At 50.2% G+C, this 22,101-nt stretch carries 16 protein-coding genes; 4 read left to right on the plus strand and 12 right to left on the minus strand.

The window, feature by feature from the left end:
• Window positions 1-8: 8 nt before the first annotated feature.
• The 3 genes from L4174_RS17855 to prsT form a co-directional block, all read right to left on the minus strand.
• Window positions 9-449, minus strand: coding sequence for a VanZ family protein (locus L4174_RS17855; protein ID WP_248142561.1), 441 nt, complete (start codon window positions 447-449; stop codon window positions 9-11).
• Window positions 450-465: 16 nt separating this feature from the next.
• The gene (locus tag L4174_RS17860; protein WP_248142560.1) at window positions 466-1,245 is read right to left on the minus strand and encodes a serine protease; all 780 of its coding nucleotides are present in this window, start codon (window positions 1,243-1,245) and stop codon (window positions 466-468) included.
• 67 nt (window positions 1,246-1,312) lie between these two features.
• Window positions 1,313-4,078 carry an XrtA/PEP-CTERM system TPR-repeat protein PrsT gene (gene prsT / locus L4174_RS17865; RefSeq protein ID WP_248142559.1) on the minus strand — a complete coding sequence of 922 codons (2,766 nt, stop codon included), beginning with the start codon at window positions 4,076-4,078 and terminating at the stop codon, window positions 1,313-1,315.
• Window positions 4,079-4,254: 176 nt separating this feature from the next.
• Between prsT and L4174_RS17870 the strand changes: the two genes are divergently transcribed.
• Window positions 4,255-5,460, plus strand: coding sequence for a GNAT family N-acetyltransferase (locus tag L4174_RS17870; RefSeq protein WP_248142558.1), 1,206 nt, complete (start codon window positions 4,255-4,257; stop codon window positions 5,458-5,460).
• On the opposite strand, the gene L4174_RS17875 is transcribed toward L4174_RS17870, so the two are convergent.
• Window positions 5,405-6,910 carry a chondroitinase-B domain-containing protein gene (locus L4174_RS17875; protein WP_248142557.1) on the minus strand — a complete coding sequence of 502 codons (1,506 nt, stop codon included), beginning with the start codon at window positions 6,908-6,910 and terminating at the stop codon, window positions 5,405-5,407. The two genes, L4174_RS17870 and L4174_RS17875, sit on opposite strands and share 56 nt — an antisense overlap.
• Before the next feature lie 432 nt (window positions 6,911-7,342).
• On the opposite strand from L4174_RS17875, the gene L4174_RS17880 reads away from it, so the two are divergent.
• The 3 genes from L4174_RS17880 to L4174_RS17890 all read left to right on the plus strand — a co-directional run bounded on the left by L4174_RS17880 (window position 7,343) and on the right by L4174_RS17890 (window position 11,482).
• A complete protein-coding gene (locus tag L4174_RS17880; protein WP_248142556.1) occupies window positions 7,343-8,302 on the plus strand; it encodes a hypothetical protein in 960 nt (319 codons plus the stop codon).
• Window positions 8,303-8,313: 11 nt separating this feature from the next.
• Complete coding sequence (locus L4174_RS17885; protein WP_248142555.1) at window positions 8,314-9,786, plus strand: oligosaccharide flippase family protein; 1,473 nt, start codon at window positions 8,314-8,316, stop codon at window positions 9,784-9,786.
• A 379-nt stretch (window positions 9,787-10,165) separates the two neighbouring features.
• Window positions 10,166-11,482, plus strand: a complete 1,317-nt coding sequence (locus L4174_RS17890) for a putative O-glycosylation ligase, exosortase A system-associated (RefSeq protein WP_248143337.1) — start codon at window positions 10,166-10,168, stop codon at window positions 11,480-11,482.
• Between the two features lie 129 nt (window positions 11,483-11,611).
• Here the strand turns inward: L4174_RS17890 and L4174_RS17895 are convergent, their stop codons facing one another.
• The 8 genes from L4174_RS17895 to L4174_RS17930 are packed head-to-tail and all read right to left on the minus strand — an operon-like array spanning window position 11,612 to window position 21,885.
• Window positions 11,612-12,781 (minus strand): glycosyltransferase family 4 protein, encoded by a 1,170-nt coding sequence (locus L4174_RS17895; protein ID WP_248142554.1) that lies wholly within the window; start codon window positions 12,779-12,781, stop codon window positions 11,612-11,614.
• Window positions 12,778-13,968 (minus strand): glycosyltransferase family 4 protein, encoded by a 1,191-nt coding sequence (locus L4174_RS17900; protein WP_248142553.1) that lies wholly within the window; start codon window positions 13,966-13,968, stop codon window positions 12,778-12,780. Before L4174_RS17900 ends, L4174_RS17895 begins: the two co-directional genes overlap by 4 nt.
• Window positions 13,965-15,851: an XrtA/PEP-CTERM system amidotransferase gene (locus L4174_RS17905; protein WP_248142552.1), complete on the minus strand. Its 1,887-nt coding sequence runs from the start codon at window positions 15,849-15,851 to the stop codon at window positions 13,965-13,967. The genes L4174_RS17900 and L4174_RS17905 overlap by 4 nt, the downstream gene beginning before the upstream one ends.
• A gap of 45 nt (window positions 15,852-15,896) precedes the next feature.
• Window positions 15,897-17,327: an exosortase A gene (gene xrtA / locus L4174_RS17910; RefSeq protein ID WP_248142551.1), complete on the minus strand. Its 1,431-nt coding sequence runs from the start codon at window positions 17,325-17,327 to the stop codon at window positions 15,897-15,899.
• Entirely contained in the window at window positions 17,320-18,558 is a 1,239-nt protein-coding gene (locus L4174_RS17915; protein ID WP_248142550.1) for a TIGR03087 family PEP-CTERM/XrtA system glycosyltransferase, read from the minus strand. The genes xrtA and L4174_RS17915 overlap by 8 nt, the downstream gene beginning before the upstream one ends.
• A 13-nt stretch (window positions 18,559-18,571) precedes the next feature.
• The gene (locus L4174_RS17920; RefSeq protein ID WP_248142549.1) at window positions 18,572-19,615 is read right to left on the minus strand and encodes a FemAB family XrtA/PEP-CTERM system-associated protein; all 1,044 of its coding nucleotides are present in this window, start codon (window positions 19,613-19,615) and stop codon (window positions 18,572-18,574) included.
• Window positions 19,548-20,483, minus strand: coding sequence for an XrtA system polysaccharide deacetylase (locus tag L4174_RS17925; protein WP_248142548.1), 936 nt, complete (start codon window positions 20,481-20,483; stop codon window positions 19,548-19,550). The genes L4174_RS17920 and L4174_RS17925 overlap by 68 nt, the downstream gene beginning before the upstream one ends.
• Before the next feature lies 1 nt (window position 20,484).
• Entirely contained in the window at window positions 20,485-21,885 is a 1,401-nt protein-coding gene (locus tag L4174_RS17930) for a TIGR03013 family XrtA/PEP-CTERM system glycosyltransferase (RefSeq protein WP_248142547.1), read from the minus strand.
• Between the last annotated feature and the right edge of the window lie 216 nt (window positions 21,886-22,101).

Genomic DNA, 22,101 nt, shown 5'->3' on the forward strand with positions numbered 1-22,101 from the left:
GCAAGCGCTTATCTTCGGGTGCCAGTGAGATTGGTCATGAACGTTTGCATCAGCGACCAGGAAATCACACCGCCCAGCACGACGCCTGTCAGGTTTGCAATCGCGTCTGAGACAGAACTTTCCCTTCCGGGCTGGACCATACTCTGAATCGTTTCCAGAAAACTGCCGTAAAGAACCAGCAGCAAGAGCATATAGCTGTATCGCCTCAGGTGTTTGCTGATCAGCAGTGCATAACCGGCAAAGAGGCCGTAACACATGGCATGCAGAATGAAATCCAGATGAGCGATCCCATAGCTTTTCAGGTCCGTCAGCGCGCCTTTTTCTGCCGGAGGCATCAGGGTCAGCCAGGTAATCAGGAATCCGTGTCCCCAAAAGAGGGCCAGTGCGAAAAACTGTAATTTCCGTATTTTTATCTCTTGATAGAGAAGATTCGTTTGGGTCCGTTGCACAGGTCTTCTTCCCGATTTAAGGCTGAGTTGCCAGCAGTTGGCTCAGATGGCGTACCGGCACAGCATAGGTTATGGCACTGGGATGAGTCAGTGCGTTTTCTTTGCTGTTTTGGACCAGTACTTTATTGATAATGGCGATTACCTCGCCATTATCCTGACTGTACACCGGACTGCCGCTGTTGCCGGGATAGGCCGTCGCATCCAGCTGGTAGACAAAAAACGGGTTTTTCAGGTGATTGAGCCGGGAGACAGACAGTTCTTTCGCCGTGCGGGCTGGAATGGCAATTGGAGTAATACTGGAAACCATGCCCCGGTGTGTCACCGGATAAAGTCCCAGAATTGCGCCGATGGGAAAACCGGTAAAGCTGTACATTTCGCCTTCCCTGACCTGACGGGCAGAGAGCCTGAGTGGCGGAAGCGGCGGGCCACTGATTCTGAGGAGGGCCAGGTCATGTTCTGTATCCCGTGCGACCAAATGCGCAGGGCGGATGTCTGGCGTATTTCCGGTCCCGACAAATACGACAAATGCTGTATTTTTGTTCGCGGCGATTGTGGCAGGAACAACATGATTGTTGGTGGCAATCAGCGAGCCATCTCCGATTGCAAATCCGGTCCCGGTTAAACTGGCACGCGGGGTGGCCAGTTTCTGATAAGTGCCCACACCGACGATCGAAGGCTTAATCTGACTGATGACCTCAGGCAATGCCGCCAGAGCGGGAAATGAGAATGTCAGCAAGAGATAAACTCCGAACATCCGGAAAAAGAATGAGCCGGTTGTTTTGACAGGAAAAACCATCGTCTTTCATCCTAATTTTCTGGTGGCACTTTGTTAACCCACCCCGTGTCGCCGGGGCGGCAGGAGACTACAGGTTGATCTGCGCTTCCAATTTACGTTTGAGCTGCAGCAGTTCCGGATCGGTTGTGTTCACGCGGCTCAGAACATCTCTCGCGTTCCCTGCTTGATGATTGGCAAGCAGACTTTCGGCATAGTGCAATGCAACTTCCGGGTTGTTCTGCACTTGTCTGTAGGCTTTTTCGAGCATTGGCAAAGAGTTGGCGGCCTGACCGGATTTCAGCAAACAGTACCCGTACGTATCCTGAATTTGGGGGTGTCCCTTCGCCAGCTCATGGGCTTTGGATGCGTTGTCACAGGCTTGTTTGTAGTCTTTTTTGGACAGGTACAGCCAGGCCAGATTGTTCAGCGCCAGCACATTATTGGGATCTGTTTCCAGCAGCGTGCGGTACAGCTTCATAGCTTTATCTGGCTGATGTTTTGTCTGAAGCTGCGCCAGGGTCAGCCGGAGTGGTGCTGCTTTTTCGCCATGTTCCCTGAGAACGGACTCAATAAAAGCCGCCGCTTTTTCTGACTCATGATTCATGGCATATGCCCCGGCAACGTCGTTTGCACTCTGGATGCCCGGGTAAGCTTCATAGCGTTTCAACTGCCATGCCGTGGCTTCCGGATATTGCTGGCGCTGGAGATAATTTAAGGCCTGTAGGTGCATGAAGTACTGCTGCTTTTTGACAGATTCAGGCATGTTGCCCAGAGTTTTCTGGCTGGCATCCAGTTCACCCAGCCTGAGTTGCAGTCCGGCTTTCATCAGGGAAAACAGCGGGGTCTGACTAAATTGCTCTTCTGCTTTTTCAGCGAGCGTCAGTCCTTCCGTTACCTTATTGTTCATTTCTTTGATCTGAATATTCCGAAGATAAGCCTGCTGATTGAGAACATCCATTTCCAGCCATTTGCTGTAAGCGGTTTCGGCTTCGCGGTAGTGTTTCTGTGAGAAATAAATATCACCAAGTAATTGCCAGCTTTGAATCGTTTGCTGGTGGGGGGGCAACTCCCTGATATAGGCGATGGCTTTCTCCGGTTGCTGTCGCAAGATGTAGCCACGGGCCAGATCCAGTTTCAGCGATGGATTGTCCGGACGGACTTTCACCTGAGTCGCAACGATATCAAAGGCCTGCTGGATGTTACCGCTGAATTGAGCGTACCGGTAAAGTGAGCGGGTAGTCAGTGCGTGCCCCGGTTTGTTTTCATAGGCTTGACGCGCGAAATCAAAGGCTTTGTCAGTGTCACCGTCTAAGGCGGCGATCTGTGCCAGTCCGAGCTTCGCCTGAATATTGTCCGGATCTTGACTGAGTATTTTACGGTAGATGATTTTTGCCTCAGTCGGTTTGTTTTCAATCAGCAGCACGAAGGCTTTCAGCATGTTGGCGGCATTGTCATCCGGGTCCCGGGTCAGCCATTCGTCTGCGACTTCATGTAACTGTTCGTACTTTCCCTGTTTCATGTAGTAGTAAGCCAGTCCCAGAGTGGCCTCAGGCATATCCGGATTGCTGTTCAGAATTTCTTGCAGAGTTTCAATGCCGGTGGCGTCATGACTCGCCAACTGCAGCAGACCCAACCGAAGCTGATTGTCGGGTGAAGAAGCGGCCGACGCTTGTTCTGCCAGCGAAAGTGCAAAATCTTGGCGTCCGACTTTGGCAAATTCCAGACTCATACTGGAAATGAACTGACTGTCTTCCAGATTCGTGGCATCAAAACCGCGCATGGTTTGCATGGCGCCTTCAATATTCCCGAGCTTCAGCTGGCTGGCAGCGTAAAGGCGTTTCACCATGTTGTCGGTCATGACAGGCATGATTTTTTCCAGACGCTCACTGGCGAGCGCATAGTTCCCCTGATGATAGGCAACGACGCCAGAGATCAGATAAGTGGTGATGTTGCGTGAGCCATTTCGAATGGCCAGATCGGCATGCACCTTCGCTTCATCCTGCTCACCTCTGGCATAAAGAATGGTGGCTTTCAGTTCATTGGTGAGTGCGTGACCGCTGAAAGCAGCTAGTAAGGCATCGACGTACTTTTCGGCTTCATTGAGCTGTCTGGTTTTAACCAGAGCCTGAGCCAGAAACAGGGTGTATTGCAGGGCTTTGGGCGAACTCTGTACAGCTTGGCGATAACTGCTGGCAGCGGCCTGATCCTGATTTAATCTGGTTTCGAGATGACCTTTCAGTATCCATGCCTCACTGCTGTCCGGATAAGCCTGAACAATGGCTTCGACTTCTTTGAGTGCTTTTTCTGTATGGTCCCGGGAAGCCTCAAGACTGGCTTTGGCAAGACGGGTATAGAGCGTTGTCTGCCCTGTGCGCTGGGCCTGAAGGAAAGCATTCTGGGAACTCTCCTGGTCGTTATCCCGCAGCAAGGCCAGCGATTTCATTGCATAAAGGTCTGCGAGGACTTCGGGCTGATGACTCTGCGGCTGTTCCGCCAGATCGGCGATTTCTGCGGATTTCTTTTGTCCCAGATAAGCATGGGCCAGAAGCGGTTCCACTTCATCTTTGTTCTGGGTACCACGCAAGGCTTTATATAATTCTTTTTCGGCACCGGCAAAGTCACCTTGCCGCAAATACAGTTTACCCAGCATCAGGCGGGCCTGATCCGCATCCGGGTGTTCCTGGATAGCGTTTTTTAGCTCGATGATGGCAGCGCTTTCTTCATTTTGACTGAGATAAGTGTTCGCTTTAGCTATGTATTCTTCAATCGATTGTTCACCGCAGGCAGTGAGTGTTGCGGCGAGCAGTCCGGCAAGTGTCAGCGCATGCAGTGAAGTACGAGGTAACTTAGCCATAAGCATCCCTGTCGAATTTTTTGGGTGTGGACTTTTTTATGATAGTCATTCTTTTGACACCGGGCGGGATTGGCTGTGTAAAAAACAGACGGCTCAAAAATATCTCAGAAAAGTCAGAAGCTTTGGGTTTGCTATGATTGAGACAACTGAGCTCAGAGAATGTCGGAAAGCAGCGGATGGCCCGAAACAGTGATTTTTTCCAGTGTGAATGGGTAGTCAACCCGGATCAGAAATGGTTGAAAACACAATGGCTGGCATTGGAAGCCCGTGCAGAATCAAACCTTTTTCTGTCCTGGTTGTGGATTGGCACCTGGTTGGACTGTTTTGTGGACGACTTTTCTGTGGTGGTGGCACGCAATGAGGCGTGTGTCGTCGGGCTGGGCATTATTGTGATTCACGAAAACAAGATGACTTCGCTGTCTTTGGGTCGTCAGTTTTGTCTCCACCGGACGGGCGACCGTTTGCTGGATCAAATCTGGATTGAATATAACGATTTCCTGCTCGATCGAACCGTTGCTGATCTGGTGCGTCCGCTGATGACGGCTTGTGTCATGAACAACATGAAAGGGGCTGACACCTTTGTCGTCGGTGTCACTCAGGACAAGGATTTTTTAAGCTGCGCAGTGATGGGAACAGACACATTTGAGCACGGGACAGACACCCTGATGGTACTGGCAGACGGCACTGTGGTTCTGCCGGAAAAGGAAGTGGGGTGGGAGTCTCAGGCTTTCCAGCTGTATTTTGCGCCTCTTCAGAAGCAGCACCAAACGTTGGACAGCTATCTGTCTCGCAGCGCCCGGTATCAGATCAAACGCAGCATGAAAATTTATCAGGCTGCAGGAGGGCTGAAAGTTATCACGGCCAGTTCAGTTGCGCAGGGACTCGTACTGTTTGAGCATGCTGCTGGCTATCACCTGAAGCGCTGGGGCAATCGGCCCGGGCAGAGTGGTTTTGCTAATCCGCATTTTCTCCGGTTTCATCAGGAGCTGATTCGCCGCGGTCTGCCTTCAGGCACTGTCGCCATTCATCATATTTATGCCGGTGAAAGGGATCTGGGTGTGGTGTACAACTTTCATCATGGCAACTGGGTCCTGTTTTATCTGAGCGCGCTGAACTATGACTTGAGCAGTTCAGCTGAGGACAGACACCTGAAGCCGGGTTTGGTGGCACATTATCTGTTAATTCAGATGGCCATGGAACAAGGATTCGACGGATATGACTTCATGGGCGGTGTGTCCCGCTATAAGCAGACGTTTGCCAATCAGACCGTCGGGTTTGCGGTATATCATTACCGGTTTCCGCACCTCCTGTACCGGATGAAAAAAGTTATTCGCGGTCTGAAGCGCCGGGTCTGGTCACAAAACAATTCTCGCTGCTCTTGAATGCTCCGGCAAAGCTGTCCTGTGGCCTCACAAGGTTGCCGCAAAAGTCCGAAACTGTCTGTTGTGCTGTGATCGGGTAAGTGGTTGCCTGAGACATTAATTCTGTTTGCCTGACCTGATCTTTAGGGGAGAAATTGCCGATCGCCGGTGATTTGTACCAGTCATCGAGCTTTTGTTTTTCGGTCAGAAAATCAATGGAAAAGAGCAGGTTATGTGATGCAGCGGCTTTGCCCTGATCGCGTTCGCGAATGTGTCCGCCAACGATATTATTCAGCAGTCTGGCGCTGGATTCCGGGAAACGCACATCGATGCCGGAAGTGTGATAGAAAATATTGTTGTTCACAAGAGCATCACTGACTTTATTGATGTACAGACCGACATCGTTGCAATGCATTACAATATTATTTCTGACGGTGTGGTTCAGTCCTTCGAAGGCAGCCTGGTCCCGGCGGTTTTCCTGTCCCATGCCGCCGCCGCCCAATGACAGCCCGACCTGATATCCGCCATATTGACGGCTGCTGGTATTACAGATGACCAGATTGTTTTCGATAATTCCGTTTCTGTTGCCTCCCTTCATGAAAGCACCATAGCTGACCTGGTTGCCGCCGGTTTTTATAAAATCACGAATGATGTTCCGCTCGATCACCCATTGATTGCCATGGTCCAGATTGATGGGTGTGACCGGGTTTGATGTATCCCTGGGCTGAGTGTTGTAGAAATGATTGCGGCGAATGATGCCGTTATCCGGAAAGGCCTGCCGGAAACGGTTCACTTTAATGGCCGCATTAAAATCGATAAACGTATTGTTTTCGATGAGGCTGTAATCCGCATCGCCGACGATGTGCAGCGCATGTTCACAGTCAGAAGGGACGGGGCAGGCGCCTTTGAATGTCAGCCCGGAGATTGTCCAGTAGGGCTGGTTGATCACAATGCCTTCCAGGCCATTCAGCGCCAGAACAACATGTCCGGGTTCTTCCGCGCGAACGATGATGGGTCTGGATGCAGAAGGCCTGACCTGGCTGATGTCCAGTCGTTTTTCCTGAAGCGCATACCGGCCTTTTTTCAGGACGATTTCCTGTCCCGGAAGCACCTGTTTCAGAGCATTCTTGAAACTTTCCGCGTCGGATACCCAAAGGGTACCCAGTGGTGCCGCAGGTGTGGCTTGAGTATGCCCGTCTGGCCCGATGGTGGGCCAGTAACGGGTATCAAACTCGCGCCAAAAATAGGATGGACTGGATAAACTGCTCGCGACACCGGCGATGGCCTGATGTACCGGCTGCAGTTCGGGGCGTAGTTGCTTCAATTGATTGGCCGAATGGCGGAGTGTTGCAGGCAGAGTTTCATTTTGTGTGACCCAGTGTCTGACGAGATAGACCATCCCGCTGATCACGACAAGATGGGCCAGGATGCCGATGATGGCGAAGTAGGTTTTCAGTCCGTTGCGAAACATCCGCATCCTCCGGGATCACAATGAAATACGCTGGCTGGCACAGTACAGACGGCAAAAAAATCGCACTGCTTATTCGGCTGAGTATAGGTAAGAAATCACACATCTGGCGAAAGACCCGTTGTGAGGACGCTCTGTGATTGAGGCAGCAAGTTATGCGAACGCGTTGATTCAACGTGCACTGATATTTTGAACCCAGCGAATTTGGGACAGGATGTATTGCTCCCGGTACCGCATGAAAATTTTATGCTGCAGCATGACAAAATTGATGGTTCGGTACAGGAGAATTTTTTGTGATCGCTTTGGTTGCTCAGCAGTTCTTGTGCCATCTTTAAGAAGCAATAATTCACCGTACTTCGTGTGCCAATATCCGGAATATGGAATCTTTCCACGCCGGAACCGTTCTGAAACTGAGAGGGAACCAGGGGGGAAGAGATGGTCGCTAAACTGCTGGTCGTGATTCATGCAGAAGAAGAATTTGACTGGGAACAGGGGTTCAACAGTGCGAATAATGCTGTCAACCATCATCAGGTTCTGATTCCCTTTATGGCTGAGTTAATTGATGTCGGCGCCAAAATTACCCTGGCGATGGATTATCCTTTTGTCGATAGTCCTGGCGGGCAGGAAGTGATTTCCCATTACCAGCCACGGGTTGATCAGCAAGTGGAATTCGCTGCCCACCTTCATCCCTGGGTGAATCCGCCCTTTGTCTCGACTCAGGAAGAGGCATCCGATTTTGAATCTTATCCTTGCAATCTTTCCCCGGAAATTGAATTTGAAAAAATCCGCCTGCTGACAGAGAAAATTCAGTCTGTGTCCGGGATGACGCCAGTGACCTATCTGGCAGGACGATATGGTATCGGCCCTTTGACCAATCAGCATTTACGTTCGCTTGGTTATCAGGTCGATCTCAGCATCAGTGCTTATTGTGACTTTAGTCATCAGAGTGGTCCGGATTTCAGTGAACGAACCAATCAGCCTTTCGTTGAAAATGCCATCCGTCATATTCCTCACACCAGTTCATGGCTGTCGGTGTCCAGGCGGCTTGAAATGAAAGTCAATCAGTTTCCGTCATGGAGTAAGCGGTTGAATCACACGGGGCTCACCCGTTTCATCGGTAAAGCGCTCCGACTGAGAAAATACCGGCTGTCTCCGGAAGGTAATGATCTATCTCAGCTTTTAGCGATCACTCAGGCTCAGCTAAATATCGGTCAGGAAGTGTTTGTGCTGTCATTTCACTCCCCCAGTGTGGTTGAGGGGAGAACACCTTATGCACAGACAGCTGAGGACTGTCTGAATCTGAAAACGACGACGCGTCGTTATATTGAATGGTTTCAGCAAGAGCTTGGCGGAGAGATTGTACTGGCGAAAGATATGGCGATGACAGAAGCCTAAAGGCGGTCGATATGGCTGATAAGTATTCTCAGGCAATCTTTTCAGGTGCGAAGTGGACCTTGCTGATGATCTGGTACAACCGTTGTATCGGGCTGATCAGCACGCTGGTACTTGTCCGATTGCTGTCTCCTGAGGATTATGGCGTTGCGGGTTTCGCCATGTTTTTCGTCTATTTTTTTATTGCGCTGTCTACTGTCGGTACAAAGCAGTATGTGCTGATGGAAAACACGGAAGATGAAGAAAAACTGAACAGCATCTGGTCGCTTAATCTGCTTTTCCGTCTGGTGAGTGCAGTCATCCTCTGGTTTTCAGCTGACTATATTGCTTCATATGCCAACGAGCCTAAATTGGCGTTGGTCGTGAAAGTTGTCAGTGTGATCCCGCTGCTCCGTGCCTTTCATAATGTGGGCATGGATGTGTTTGAAAAAAACTTCAATTTTAAAATGGAAACCGTGATGCTGATGGTTGCGAAAACCCTCGGTACGGTTTGTACCATCCTGCTTGCGTTCATCGTCGGCAATTACTGGGCGCTGGTGGCCGGTGTGATGCTGATGGCTGTCATGGAAGTGAGCTCCAGCTATATGCTTTGCCCGTTCCGGCCACGTTGGAGCACCCGGTACTGGAAAGAGCAGTGGTATGTGTCTAAGTGGTTGTATCTGGTGTCAGTGTCCGGATATCTGCGTTCCCGGATGGATATGCTGGTGTTGGGGAATCTGCTCAGCAGCCGTGATATCGGTTTTTACAATATGGCGCAGGAGTTTTCCTGGCTGCCATATACCGATTTCCTGTCGCCGATGAACCGGGGAGCATTCTCCGTCTTTGCTAAATTTAAAGACAATGAACAGCTCTTCAAAGAACGGCTTTACTCTCAGCTGGCGTTGCTGATGCTGCTGGTGATGCCGGTTTCTTTCGGTATGTGTGCTATCAGTGAAGATTTCGTTCATGTCATTCTGGGCCAGAAGTGGTTGGCTGTGATTCCCGTGATGCAGCATCTTTCTTTTCTGATGATCGTTATGACACTGTACATGGTGGTGCAAACAGTGCTGATTTTAAAATCAAAGATGCCTTCACTCTTTCTGTGGGATTGTGTTGCGATTGTTCTGGTGATCGTCGGCTTTTATGGTCTTGGATATGACGACCCGGCAAGTTTATCCATGGTGCGGCTGATTGTGGGCTGCATTTTTCTTGTGTGTGTGGCGATCATTTTCCTGGCTGTGATTCGTCTGAAAGCCAGTCGTTTTCTGCCAATTGTTATCCTGCCGCTGCTTGTATCCGTTTTGATGTATTTCTGCGTCAGTCTGGTGTCGGCGCAAATTGAGAGTCATGTGATGGGACTGATCGTGAGTGTGGCAACCGGTGTGGCAGTGTACACGATAGCGATGATTCTGATATTGCCATTGTCAGTCCGATGGATACCAGAATACCGGAGCATTCAGGTGCAGCTGGGCCGGATGTTCCGTATTCCGCTGACCAGCAGCAACTGAAAATGTCTTTCCGGATGACATCCTGAAACCAGACGTTTTTGTTTTCAGTCAGGTTTACATTGATAAATTAATCATCGTCAAAATTTTGTGGGTCAGTCAATCCGGTTCTATAGTGAGAAGAGTGAATCCGGCAGCAAATTATCAATTTAAAATGACATAAAACTCTGTATTGAAATGGCTTTTTTCTCAGGGCTGGCATGGTGGAGGGAGTGATGGAGTCGATTCTTTTCACGTTGGGACTGTTTTTACTGGTTTATCTTTGTGTTCGTTCAGTGAAACAAGACAAAAAAGTGATGCCGAAACAACAAGCAAAACCACATCATCGCAAATAAGCACCGGAGGCTGAGTCATGAGGGATCTTGTATTTTTAAGTGTTTTCATGATCTTAGCCTGTTTATCCTTACGAAGGCCTTATATGGCTGTTTCGCTCTGGTTGTGGTCGGGGCTTTTTGTACCCTCTTACTGGGTTTACAGTTTTGCCAAACCCATCAGCTACAATACCGCCTTTGCGCTCATCACTTTTCTGACTTACCTGTTTTCACGTCGCAAGCCAGTGATTTTAATGGATGGGGTCGTCGTGTTTACCTGTTTGTTCTGGATTCTGACCGGACTGACAACTTACAACACGATCATTATTCCAGAGCTGGTGTGGCTGGAGTGGGAAAAATTTTCGAAAGTGTTTCTGATGTTCATGATGATCGCTTTAATCATCAGGCAGCGGCATGAATTTGAAATGCTTCTCTGGGGTCTCATTATGTCGGTGGGATTTATGGGAGCGATTGAAGGGCTGAAGTTTATTGCCAGCATGGGCGGGCATAAAATACAGGGCCCGACAGGACATTTGCTGACGGATAATAACCACTTTGCGACCGCGCTGTGTATGATCATTCCGCTCATTGTGTACCAGCTCAAGTCGGTAGAAGAGAAGTGGATTCGAGCCGGTCTCGTCGGTGTGCTGGGGCTTTGCATTCTGGCGATTCTTGGCACCTATTCCCGGGGCGGTTTTCTGGCGCTGGCGATTATCGGCTGTTATTTCTGGATCAAGAGTAAAAGGAAAGCCCTGACTTTGCTCGCAGTCGGCGTTGTGGCTTGCCTGTCTGTCCTGATATTACCGCAACAGTGGTATGACCGAATGGAAACGATTGAAACAGCGGCCACAAATGACACGTCATTCATTAATCGTGTAAATTCCTGGAAAGTTCATACCCTGATGGCGATGGATCGTCCGTTTTTGGGGGGTGGGTTTAAAGCGGCTTATTTTCCGACGGTCTGGGAACGATTGTCGGTGGATGTTGATAAAGTCAACTTTATTGAAACACCACCTCCGGGAGAACAATCCAGAGCCGCACACAGTATCTATTTTCAGGTTCTGGGGGATCATGGGTTTGTGGGGCTGGCGCTGTTTTTGCTGATTATCTTGCTGTCATTCCTGAAAATGCGCTGGGTGATAGTGACGCTCAGTCAGCCACCTTGGAATGAACAATACCGGTGGCAGGTTGATCTGGCCAGAATGATGCAGGTTTCACTCTTGGCATTTTGTGTTGCGGGTGCAGCGTTGTCGCTGGCATACCTTGAGCTCTTCTGGGCGCTGGCTGCTGCTATGGCCGGATTAAGTATGCAGGTGAAAGTGATGGTGTTGCGGGACTATTCGCGCCGGAATACAGCGGAAGTGCAGGGGTATTCTTCCAGAGCTTGAATGAGACAGGCGTTTTCTCTTTCAACAAACGCCTGCCTGAATCAAGGTCTCTGGGAATAATACCGGTGAATGTCCCGGTTCGTTTCTCTGGTGTCTGTCCCGTTTTCGATAACCGATTTGATAACTGGTTCAGGGTGTTTTTTCTTGCTCCAGCAACTGATGAAAAATAGAAATAATCCGTTCGCCGTTGTGTTGCCAGGTCAGTTTACGTTGGTCGATTGTTTTGGCTGCCTGATTGCTCAGGGATCGGCGAAGTGGTGTATCGGATATCAGGCGTTCGATACAGGTCAGCATCTCGTTTAATTTCCCTTCCTGAAACAACAGTGCATTTTCACCGTCAGTCAGCAGTTCTCTGATATTGTCGCTGTTCGGTGCGACAATCGCTTTACCACAGGCCAGATACTCGATCAGTTTTAACGGTGAACACCAGGGGGTGACGGCAGGCTGAATAGCAATATCAATCTGTGCCAGCCAGTCTGGCATGGTGTCCCGGGAAGCCAGACCGACGATGTGGATTTGTTGCTCAGCTTGCAGTGCCTTTGCTTGTTGTCGGAGATCATTCAGCACCGGGCCATCCCCGACGATCAGAAGCTTGATGGGCAGCTCATCCGGATGCCGGTGCCGATTTGCCTGAGCGATCAACGCGAGAACATGGTCCAGTTGATGCCATTCACGGCAGAAACCAACAAACCCGACAACCAGATGTCCGGCAAAGTCCGGATGTTTTGGGTTTGTACTGGGGTGGAACAAGATTGTATCCACGCCATTTGGGATGACCGTGATCCGCTCATCCGGAACGCCTGCGCGACGGACATCCCCGGCAAGGACATGAGTCACTGGCAGTGTGTGGTCGGCATTACGCCAGGTAAAGACTTCAGACCAGCGGGCGAGCCAGGTGAAGGAGAGTCCGCCATACTGGCAGCGCTCTTTGAACAGAGGGGCATTAATTTCCAGAATCAGCGGAAGGTGAAACACTTTCCCGGCAATGACACCGGATGGCAGGAACAGGTTATAACGTTCGTAAATTGCATCGGGCCGGTGTTTCAGGATGGCCCGGCACAGTCTGAAAAAATCGTATGCACTGTAGCCCAATTCCAGTAATTCACAGAGAACACGCGGCAAATTGCGGCGTAACTGGCTGACCCAGCCGCCATCTGCGCCGAAACTCGCTTGTTCCGAAACTGCGGGGGCGACAAGAATGATCTCATGGCCTTGTTGCGCGAATGCATCCAGAATGGCCTCAATATGGACAAACTGCCCATCTTTAGAAGCAACCCGATGATGGTACAGAATTTTCATGAGGTCTCCCTGATGAGCCGATTGAACAACTGATACTGACCTTCAGATGTCGCTGACCAGTCGAACTGTTCAGCGTAATGCCGGGTTGCTGCACGGGGAAAAGGGTTGTCCAGGATGTGCTGAATGCCTTCAGCAATCGCCGCAGCATTGCGTTCGACCAGCGTACCTGCGCGGGGCTGGCGAACCACTTCAGGCGTTCCCCAGATATTGGTTGCGACCACCGGTGTGCCGCAGGCCATGGATTCGAGCAAGACGTTTGCCCAGCCTTCCCGATCTGAGGCGAGCGTCAGGACGCTCGCCGCACCATAATACCCAGAAAGTTCTTTCTGACTGAGCCGCCCCAGAAAACGCACCCTGTTGGCTACTCCGTATTGCTTTGCAAGGGCTGTCAGGGCTTTTTTCTGGGGGCCGTTGCCGGCTATCAGCAGTAAAGCCTCTGGAAGCTGACGAAGCGCTTCAATGACCAGGTGGTGGCCTTTCCGCTCGACGAGTAAGCCCACAGAAATCACAATCGGGATATTGAGTGGCAGACCCAGTGCTTTTCTGAGTAATTGCTGCTGATATTCATCACTGAAGCTGAAGAGATCGAGATCAACGCCGTTTCGCAGGGTGCTGACTCTGTCTGGTTCAGCACCCAGTTCAATCATGGCGGTCCGGAGCGCATCACAGACGGCCAGGTTATGATGACTTGCCGTCATCACCTCCTGAATGCGTTTGCGTGCACTGGGGAAGGTCGGGAGCAGATTGATGTCTGTTCCTCTCGCGGTCACCGTGAAAGGTTTGTTGAATTCTCTCGCAGCCTCGGTAATGGCGACACCGTCCGGAAAATAGTAATGGCCGTCAATGAGATCAAACTGAAATCCTTGTCGCATCATGCTGCGAATCTGCCTTTTGAGTGTATACCCGAGCGTCACAGGTGTCAGATTCATCCCTATTTTAGGGATAACAAGATACCTCGGATGATATACCTGAATTCCGTAACGGATTTCAGTCAAAGGGACAGACGCAAATTCGCTGTATTGGCCAAACATCGGATGTGCGAAAGGAAACCAGGGGACAGGTGCGATGACGGTCAGCCTGATGTCCGGATAATGCTTTTTCAGTTGCCGGAGCCGGGTTTCAACGAAGATGCCGTGCCTGGGATTGACAGCGTTCGGATACAGGGTGGAGATGGTCAGGATTCTCATGACGTTTGCCTCCCCAAAAACTGGGCAAACATCAATAGGCTCCAGAGTGCCACCCCATGGTCCCGGCGGTTGCTGGTATGCTCTGCGATCATTTTTTTCAGTTGTTCAGGGGCAAAATAACCGCTGTCCAGCATCACAGGCGAGAGGATCTGCTCCTGGAGTAAGGGCCGTAACTGATGACGGAACCAGTGGCATAGCGGCATGCTGAACCCCATTTTCGGACGATAGAGAATGTCTTCAGAGAGCCAGGGTTCCAGCGCTTTTTTGAAGCTGTACTTACCTTCCTGCTTGCGGATATTGTCCCGGCCAGGAATGCGGAATGCCCATTCGAGCAGCTGATGATCGAGTAAAGGGGACCGCACTTCTAACGAGTTCGCCATACTGGCGCGGTCGACTTTGGTTAAAATACCGCCCGGCAGCCAGGTTTTAAAATCCAGATATTGGATCTGTTTGAGCGGGTCGTCGCTTGGCGCATTGAGGGCATGCTGGTGGAGGATGTGGTTGCCGGTGTAACCATTCAGGCTGTGCCGGTAAGCCGGGCTGAATAAAGCCTGTCTGTCCTGATACCGAAGCTTTGACATGGTATTCGCATAAGCATCCACCGTATCCAGCGCCAGAGACTGAAAGGTCGTTTTTGCCCGGAAACGCTGTGGCGCCCAGTCCGCTTTGGGGTACATGTGACCGAGAAAGCCAAACACGGGTTGTCGGATAGGGGAAGGGAGCATGTCTCTGACTTTCTGTTCTGCCAGATGAAACCGGTAGCGGCGATAACCGGCAAATACTTCATCCCCGCCATCGCCGGACAGTGCGACAGTGACCCGCTGCCGGGCTAACTGACATACCAGAAATGTCGGGAGTGCGGAATCATCAGCAAATGGCTCATCATAAAGTCGGCCGATAATTTCGATCAGGCTGACATCATCTGCACTAACCTGTTGCTCAAAATGTGTCGTCTGGTATTGATCGGCAATCATCCGGGCGTAGCGTGTTTCATCAAATCTGGCCTGATCAAATCCGATCGCACAGGTGTTGACCGGCTCAGACTGCAACCCGGACATCATGGCGACCACGGCACTGGAATCAACACCGCCGGACAGAAATGCCCCCAGAGGAACATCGGCGATCATGCGGATCCTGACGGCTTCTTGCAATTGCTCGATGAGCGCTTCCTGTGTTTCATGCCAGCTCAGTGCTGATGCAGGCGCCGCCAAATCCCAATACTGGAAGGGGGAGATCTGACTGCCGGGCTGAAGGGTCAGGGCATGTCCGGCCGGGAGCTTGAAAATGTTGCGATAAGCCGTGAAAGGGTCAGGAATGTAGCCGTACATGAAGTATTCTTCAGCCATTTCATTGCGCAGCGAGCAATCCACATCCGGGTGGGAGACCAGTACTTTCATCTCTGAAGCAAAGATCAGCTGCCCTTTCCGGGTGACGGTATAGAACAAAGGTTTTTTCCCCAGGCGATCCCGGGCAAGAAACAGGGTGTGGGTATTTTTATCCCACAAGGCAAAAGCAAACATCCCGCGAAAACGCTTCAGGCAGTCTGTTCCCCATTGTTCCCACGCATGCACAATCACTTCCGTGTCGCTCAGGGTGCGAAACTGGTGTCCGAGATTTTTCAGTTCACTGGCTAATGTACTGAAGTTATAAATTTCACCATTGAAAACAACTGCGACCGTGTGGTCTTCATTAAACAGCGGCTGGTGCCCGCCTGACAGATCAATAATGGACAGACGACGGTGTGCCAGACCTACCCATTCATCGGTGTAATATCCCTCGTCATCCGGACCACGATGGCGCTGGAGCCGGTTAATGTGCTGCAGCAGCCTTAAATCAATCTGATCCGCCCGCTGCAGATTCATAATCCCTGCGATACCGCACATACAATTCCCCTTTAAACCGCCATTGCTGCTGATAATTCTGTTTTGTTATTGGGTTTCTGCCGCGGGCACATCCTTGTCCTGTTCGGCAATTTGCCGGATTTCAGTGTCATTCAGTTCTGAACTGGCAATAGCGATGACATTTGAAAATCCTTGCTGTCCGGCTAATCGATAGGATGCTTTGACCAGTTTGATGGTCAGTGGGTTGCTGCTGCAAAAATCGTTGACGCAATACCAATATAGAACACGCATAGTGCTGCCACTGGCATTTGTCACCGTCATGGTTCTGGCTTTGACGCCTGAGGCTAAGTGGACAGGCTGACTGGTTTTGACTGACCAGGTTTTTTTGCTGAAGAGTTGATTCAGGCTGCTGATCAGCTCGCCATCCTGTTGCCAGATGTTGTAACGCGCCGTAAAAATTTCAGCTCTTCCCCCGGCAGTTGCCTGACGTTGATACATTTGGGCATGAGGAAATTCTATGCCCCATGCCGACAGCGTTACCTTTTGATTGGGATTGAAGTCTGTGTTTGCCGACGCTTCGGGCGACAGATGCTGAGTCAGTTGCTGATTCCAGATAGCTGTGATGCTGAAGAGAAGGGTAATGATGCTGATAACCCCCCATTTTTTCACGGGTGAAATCTGGTTTTTTCGTGGCATGGGAAGTGTCGATGGACGCTCGGCATCTGAAAACAAACTGGCCGTGAAAAATATCACCATGATGATCAGGCTGAAGAAAACCCAGCCATAAATCAGGTGATCGGCCCCTGCAGCGTATTTCATGTCACTTAAGTAGCCAATCAGGACGATGCCGTAGGCGCGAATACCGTTAGCGAGAATCGGGAAGACGAAAGAGAAGGCCACAAACAGGATTCGTTTGTAGGTTTTCGTAAACTGCAGATACGCAAATAATGTACCCAGTGCGACGCTGGACATCAGGAAACGTATCCCGGAACAGGCCTCTGCCACATAAAACCGGCCGTTGGGAATGGTGATGTACAATCCTTCCCGGTAAACCGGTATGTGGCTGAGATTGAGCAGCCACACGGAAAGATCAGCGGTGATGATCTGAAGGCGGGGAATCAGACTTTCGCCGAAAGGTATGGCGAAGAACAGAAAGAGTAACGGAAACCAGAGCCGGCGGGCAATGACGGTGCCCAATAAAGCCCAAAGCAGTAGCTGGAGGCTGAGGACTGTTGCCACATGCTCAAAAAGCCCGAAACCTGCGGCGCGACCTGTCAGCCACAGGATGCTGGGAATGATTAACGAAACGGCTGCGATCCAGCTGACGGTCAGCGGGGTCCGACGAATGGTTTCTCTTTCCCGCCATACCAGCCACAGGCTGATGGGTAAAATCAGAAAACAATGCTCATAAGTTTTCGAATTCATCCAGACCGACATCATATGGCTGATTGAAGGCCAGTACAGCCAAAGCCATGCTGTCAGTGGTAATGCCAGGCGAAACCAGATTCGGTTAACCATGCTGAGCTTCCAGATAGGTGAGCAGTGGCGCTAGCCTGGCGTCCCAGCTGAAGTGGTTTTCGATCCAATTTCTGGATGCAGTTGCAGCCTTGACGGGCTCCTTTAACCGTTGGCAGATCCAGTCAGCCATCGCTCTGGCGTCATCGGCAACATACAGGGCTTGTTCCGGATAGTGACGCGGATGATTGCACGGATACTCTTCCAGCCCTTCAAGACCCAATGATGTTGTGAGGACCGGTTTTTCCATCGCCATGGCTTCTAAAATTTTGTTTTGGATTCCCCGGGCAATCTGCATGGGGGCGACGGCAGCTTTGGCGTGAAAGAGGTAGGGACGCACATCTTCGACACGCCCGGTCACGATAATACCGGGTAATCGGGACAGTGCTTTCACCTGTGAGGTCGGGGAAGAACCGACAATATAGAATTTGCTGTCCGGGTGGTGCTGAAGCACGGTTGGCCAGACCTGACGGGCAAACCAGCTGACGGCATCCACATTGGCCCAGTAGTCCATCGCACCGGTAAAAACAATGTAGTTGTCATGGGACAGCGGGTGCATTGTATGGCGAGAGAAATCTGCGTCCGGTGAGAAATACTGGCTGTCGATACCATTTTCAAGTGTTTTGATCTTCGGGTGACAGGCCGGTGGGACCAGAGCCGTGAACGCATTTTTCTCTGTTTCGGTGACAAAGCAACTGAAATCAAACTTGTCGCAGACTTGCTGTTCAAAGCGTGCCAGCGTCCGGTATTCCCGCTGAAAGACATAACTCGCCAGCCCGGTTTTTTTCTCGGCGTACTGGCGCCATTTTTCAGAATCGAGGTCGACGAAGTGCATCACTTTATGCAAGGCAGATGGGGCATCCATCAGGTATTGCGCCATACTGCTGGAAAACACCATGGCTTTGTCAATTTGCTTGCGTTTCAGGCAGGATTTCACCCAGGCTGACATGGCCGGATGGTGATAATAAGGCAGCGTCATGGGATGACGGCCCAGCAGGGCAGTCAGGGCTTTGATGCGGGCAACAGCGGGATGCAAGCGGACAAAGAAAGCCTCGTGGCACAGCGCTTTGACTTTATCCTGGTATTGCAGATCGTAAGGGTCATCCACAAAGCATCCCAGACAGACCTCATAGTGCTGATTGAGGTATTTCAGCAGATGATAGCTGGCAATTTTATCCCCTTTATTGGGCGGATACGGGATTCGGTGACACAGATACAGGATGAAAGGTTTCATGTGCTTGCTCCGATCAGCCCAGGTATTTGGATAACATCGGCCCGATGTGTTTGCTCAGACCTAAAGGCAGGTTCTGCCAAGCTCGAATGAAATAGCGATATTTGGGGTTATTGGGCGAGAGGTTCGGCGGCCTTTTGGCCTTCACCAGTGCGATGCGGTAATGCAGCGGTTGCTCTTCCATACCCCAGTGTTTTTTGTAGTGATAGGCGCCAGAATCAATTTTACTGCGGCCAAAGTCGAACAGTTCAGCGCCGCGTTGCCTGGCCTGAACCATTAACTGGTAGTACATAAAATCGTTACTTTTCAGGTCCCGGGCTGCTTGTGTTCCGCCGCCGTAATAAGGCAGTACCTGATTCTTATAGTAAAAACTGAGCACGCCGGAGACTGGTTTCCCATTTGTATCCCGTACCACCAGAGTTTCGCAGCTTTTGCCAAAAGTCTGTTTCAGTTTCTGAAACAGGCTGGGGTGAAATACCGGGGTACCCAGATTTCTCACACTCTCAGCATAGAGTTCAAAACAAAGGTCAGGATTGTCTTCCGTTTCCCAGCTCAGGTTATTTTTCTGGGCATGACGAATGACAGCGCGTTGCTTGCGTTTGATGCCGGAGAGAATGTCATCTTCTGAATCCGCCAGTTTGTTTTTGAACGTGGCATGATGGCAGTGCCTGATCCAGGGGGCCTGGCAATCTTGTTCCTGACGGTCACGCAGTTCGATGTAATCCACCTGAAGCTTGCAGCCTAATTCCAGAGCAGCGGCTTCCAGCTGATGCCGGATCGTGTCCTGATCAGCAATCACACCGCCATAGACACAGAAAGGCGTCGAAACTAGTGCATGTCCAAACAGAACACTTTTTTGTTCAAACATAGGCAAAACGCCCACCACCTGACCTTCCCGCTGAGCCATCAGGTAGTGGGGCTGATGTCCAAAGACGTCATTGATGACATCCAGCCAGCCGGACAGATGAAAAAAACTGCCTTGCTGATGTGTATTAACGTACTGATCCCAGGCTGTGTAATCTTTCCGGGTTAGTTTGCGAATCGTCAGGTCCTGATTCATAGTCATACTCATTCAATTGATAGGCCTGGCTAATCGTGCTCCACCGGAAGTCTTCCAGCAGACTGTGGAGCCGTGCTGCCATATGTTCAAGGTTCAGGTAATGCCGGAAACGGGATTTCAAAGGCGCCTGCGAAATTCGGGGTTGCCCGGCATCAATCTCCCACGGATGAAAATAAAAACAGAAGGGCTGGTCGTATCGTTCGGTGAAGCTGCGGATGAACCGTTTACTGAATGCGTAAGGATAAAAACGAAAATAGCCGCCGCCACCGATAGGAATATTCGTTCCCAGGGTCTGATAGGTCGGGATCGGTATTTCCATTAATCTTTCTGCCCGCTGGTGGATAAAGCGCGGCCAGTCCGGACAGCCATAATGATCGTGCCTGACCGGGTAAGTGCTGCTGCTGAAGGTAAACCCCAGTGACTGAAGAATATCGAATGCCCAAAGGTTACTCGGATCGATCGAGAAACTGGGTGCACGATAACCATGGACTTCTTTACCAGAAATGTCTTCGAGCAGATGTTTGCTCCTGCTGACATCCTGATAAAAGGCATCTCGGGTTTGCTGATTGGCTTTGATGTGCGCGTACCCATGGCAGGCAAGCTCATGGCCTTGTTCTGTAATGGCTCTGATCAGGGAAGGGCAGGCATCTGCGACCCAGCCTAAGACGAAAAAAGTGGCTTTGACATGATGCTGCGCAAAAATATCCAGGACTTCTCTTGTGCTGTAATCAACGCGTAAGGGGTAAGTTGTCCCCCAGTCTTGGCGACGAATAACAGACGAAAATGCGGAGACATGGAAATAATCTTCAACATCGACCGTCATGGCATTTAATTTTGAAGAAAATTTTGGCGCGTTTAAAAAACTCATACTAACGCCCCTTGCCAAACAGAACGATTTCAGAAGTTCTGATCAAAATTAATATATCTAACATCAGACTTCTGTGCTTAATGTAATAAAGATCAAACTTCAGTTTTTCAATGGCATCTTCAATGCCTTCCCCATAAGGGTATTTTAATTGGGCCCATCCGGTCAGGCCGGGTTTCACATATAAGCGATGGTTGTAGTAAGGAATAGACTGTTCGAACTGATTGGTAAATACTGGCCTTTCAGGACGGGGGCCAACAAAGTTCATATCGCCTTTCAGAACATTGATAAGTTGTGGCAGTTCATCGAGTCTGTATTTTCGGATGAACTGTCCTACCCGTGTGATACGGGGATCATCGCGGCTGGCCATTTGTGCTCCTGCCTTTTCCGCATCCAGATGCATGCTTCTGAATTTATAGATGGAGAACGGCTCGCCTTTCAGACCGGTACGTTCCTGCGAATACAGAACAGGCGCGTTAAGGCCGTCTTCCCATTTGATCATCAGGATGACCGCGATTATCAAGGGCCAGGTTGCCAGCAGAATCAATAAAGCGATACAGCAGTTAAACAGCCAGTAAAATTGTTGCCGGGTGCGATTGCGTGCAGACAGCGCGTTGAAGATAACCCAGGACGGATGAATGTGGTCGACGGCAACCTGTCCGGACTCTCTCTCGATGAAATCGATGATCTCAATGATTTGAATCCCCTGCATTTTGCACCGGGACAGGCTTTCTATGGGGAGATTTCCCCGGCGTTCATCGGCAGCAATAACAATTTCTTTGATGTGATGTTGCCGGACGACATCTTCCAGCGGTTCATTCAGCGGGATGATCGGAGAAACACCGGATGTTTCCAGATTATCACCCGACATCGGGATATAGCCGACAATATCAATCCGAACGCGGTCGGACTGGCGTCGCATACAGCGATTGATCAGACTGGCACGCTCACCGGCCCCTAAAATCAGGACTTTTAGTCTGCCCAGCATTTGATAACGGGAACGGATGGCGATATAGCGCACGATGACCAGCGCAACGAGTGCCGTACTGTACATCCATTCTCTGCTGAACCCTTCAGGAAAGGACAGGGGTGTGATCAGGTACAGACTCGTCGAGAGCATATACGCCAAACTTATGGCGACTAATATTCTGGCGGCAATGCCACTGTAAGATTCTCTGATTTTTTCATTATAAAGGCCAACTGATAACAGAGTCAGCTGTAAGGGAAGTGTAAAATAAATGAGATGAACAACATTAATGACATTCCAGACATACAAAGACCCCGATGACTCGGGGTGGTTTGCAATCAGCTGAACACACCAGAATATGCCGGAAAGCACTAATATGTCTGAAAAAATGAGTACAGCGTTACTTAAATTTAAATCATGAAATTTTGCTTTTGTCATATTCACCACATCCGAGGTGTAATTTATTAATTAATCGCCTCTTATGTAATGAGTATCGGCAAGCATAAAAAATCTGCAAAATAAAAAAATCATATATAGTTAAATTAGTTCAATGAGGCATTCGCCGGCAGTCATTGCAACTTCACTGAACCCATCAAGCCTTAGAAAAAGGCATGTAAGACACGGACTTAAATGCAGGATGGATGCTGTTATGAC

Origin of the sequence: Photobacterium sp. CCB-ST2H9 (assembly GCF_023151555.2) — a bacterium.
Lineage (GTDB): Bacteria > Pseudomonadota > Gammaproteobacteria > Enterobacterales > Vibrionaceae > Photobacterium.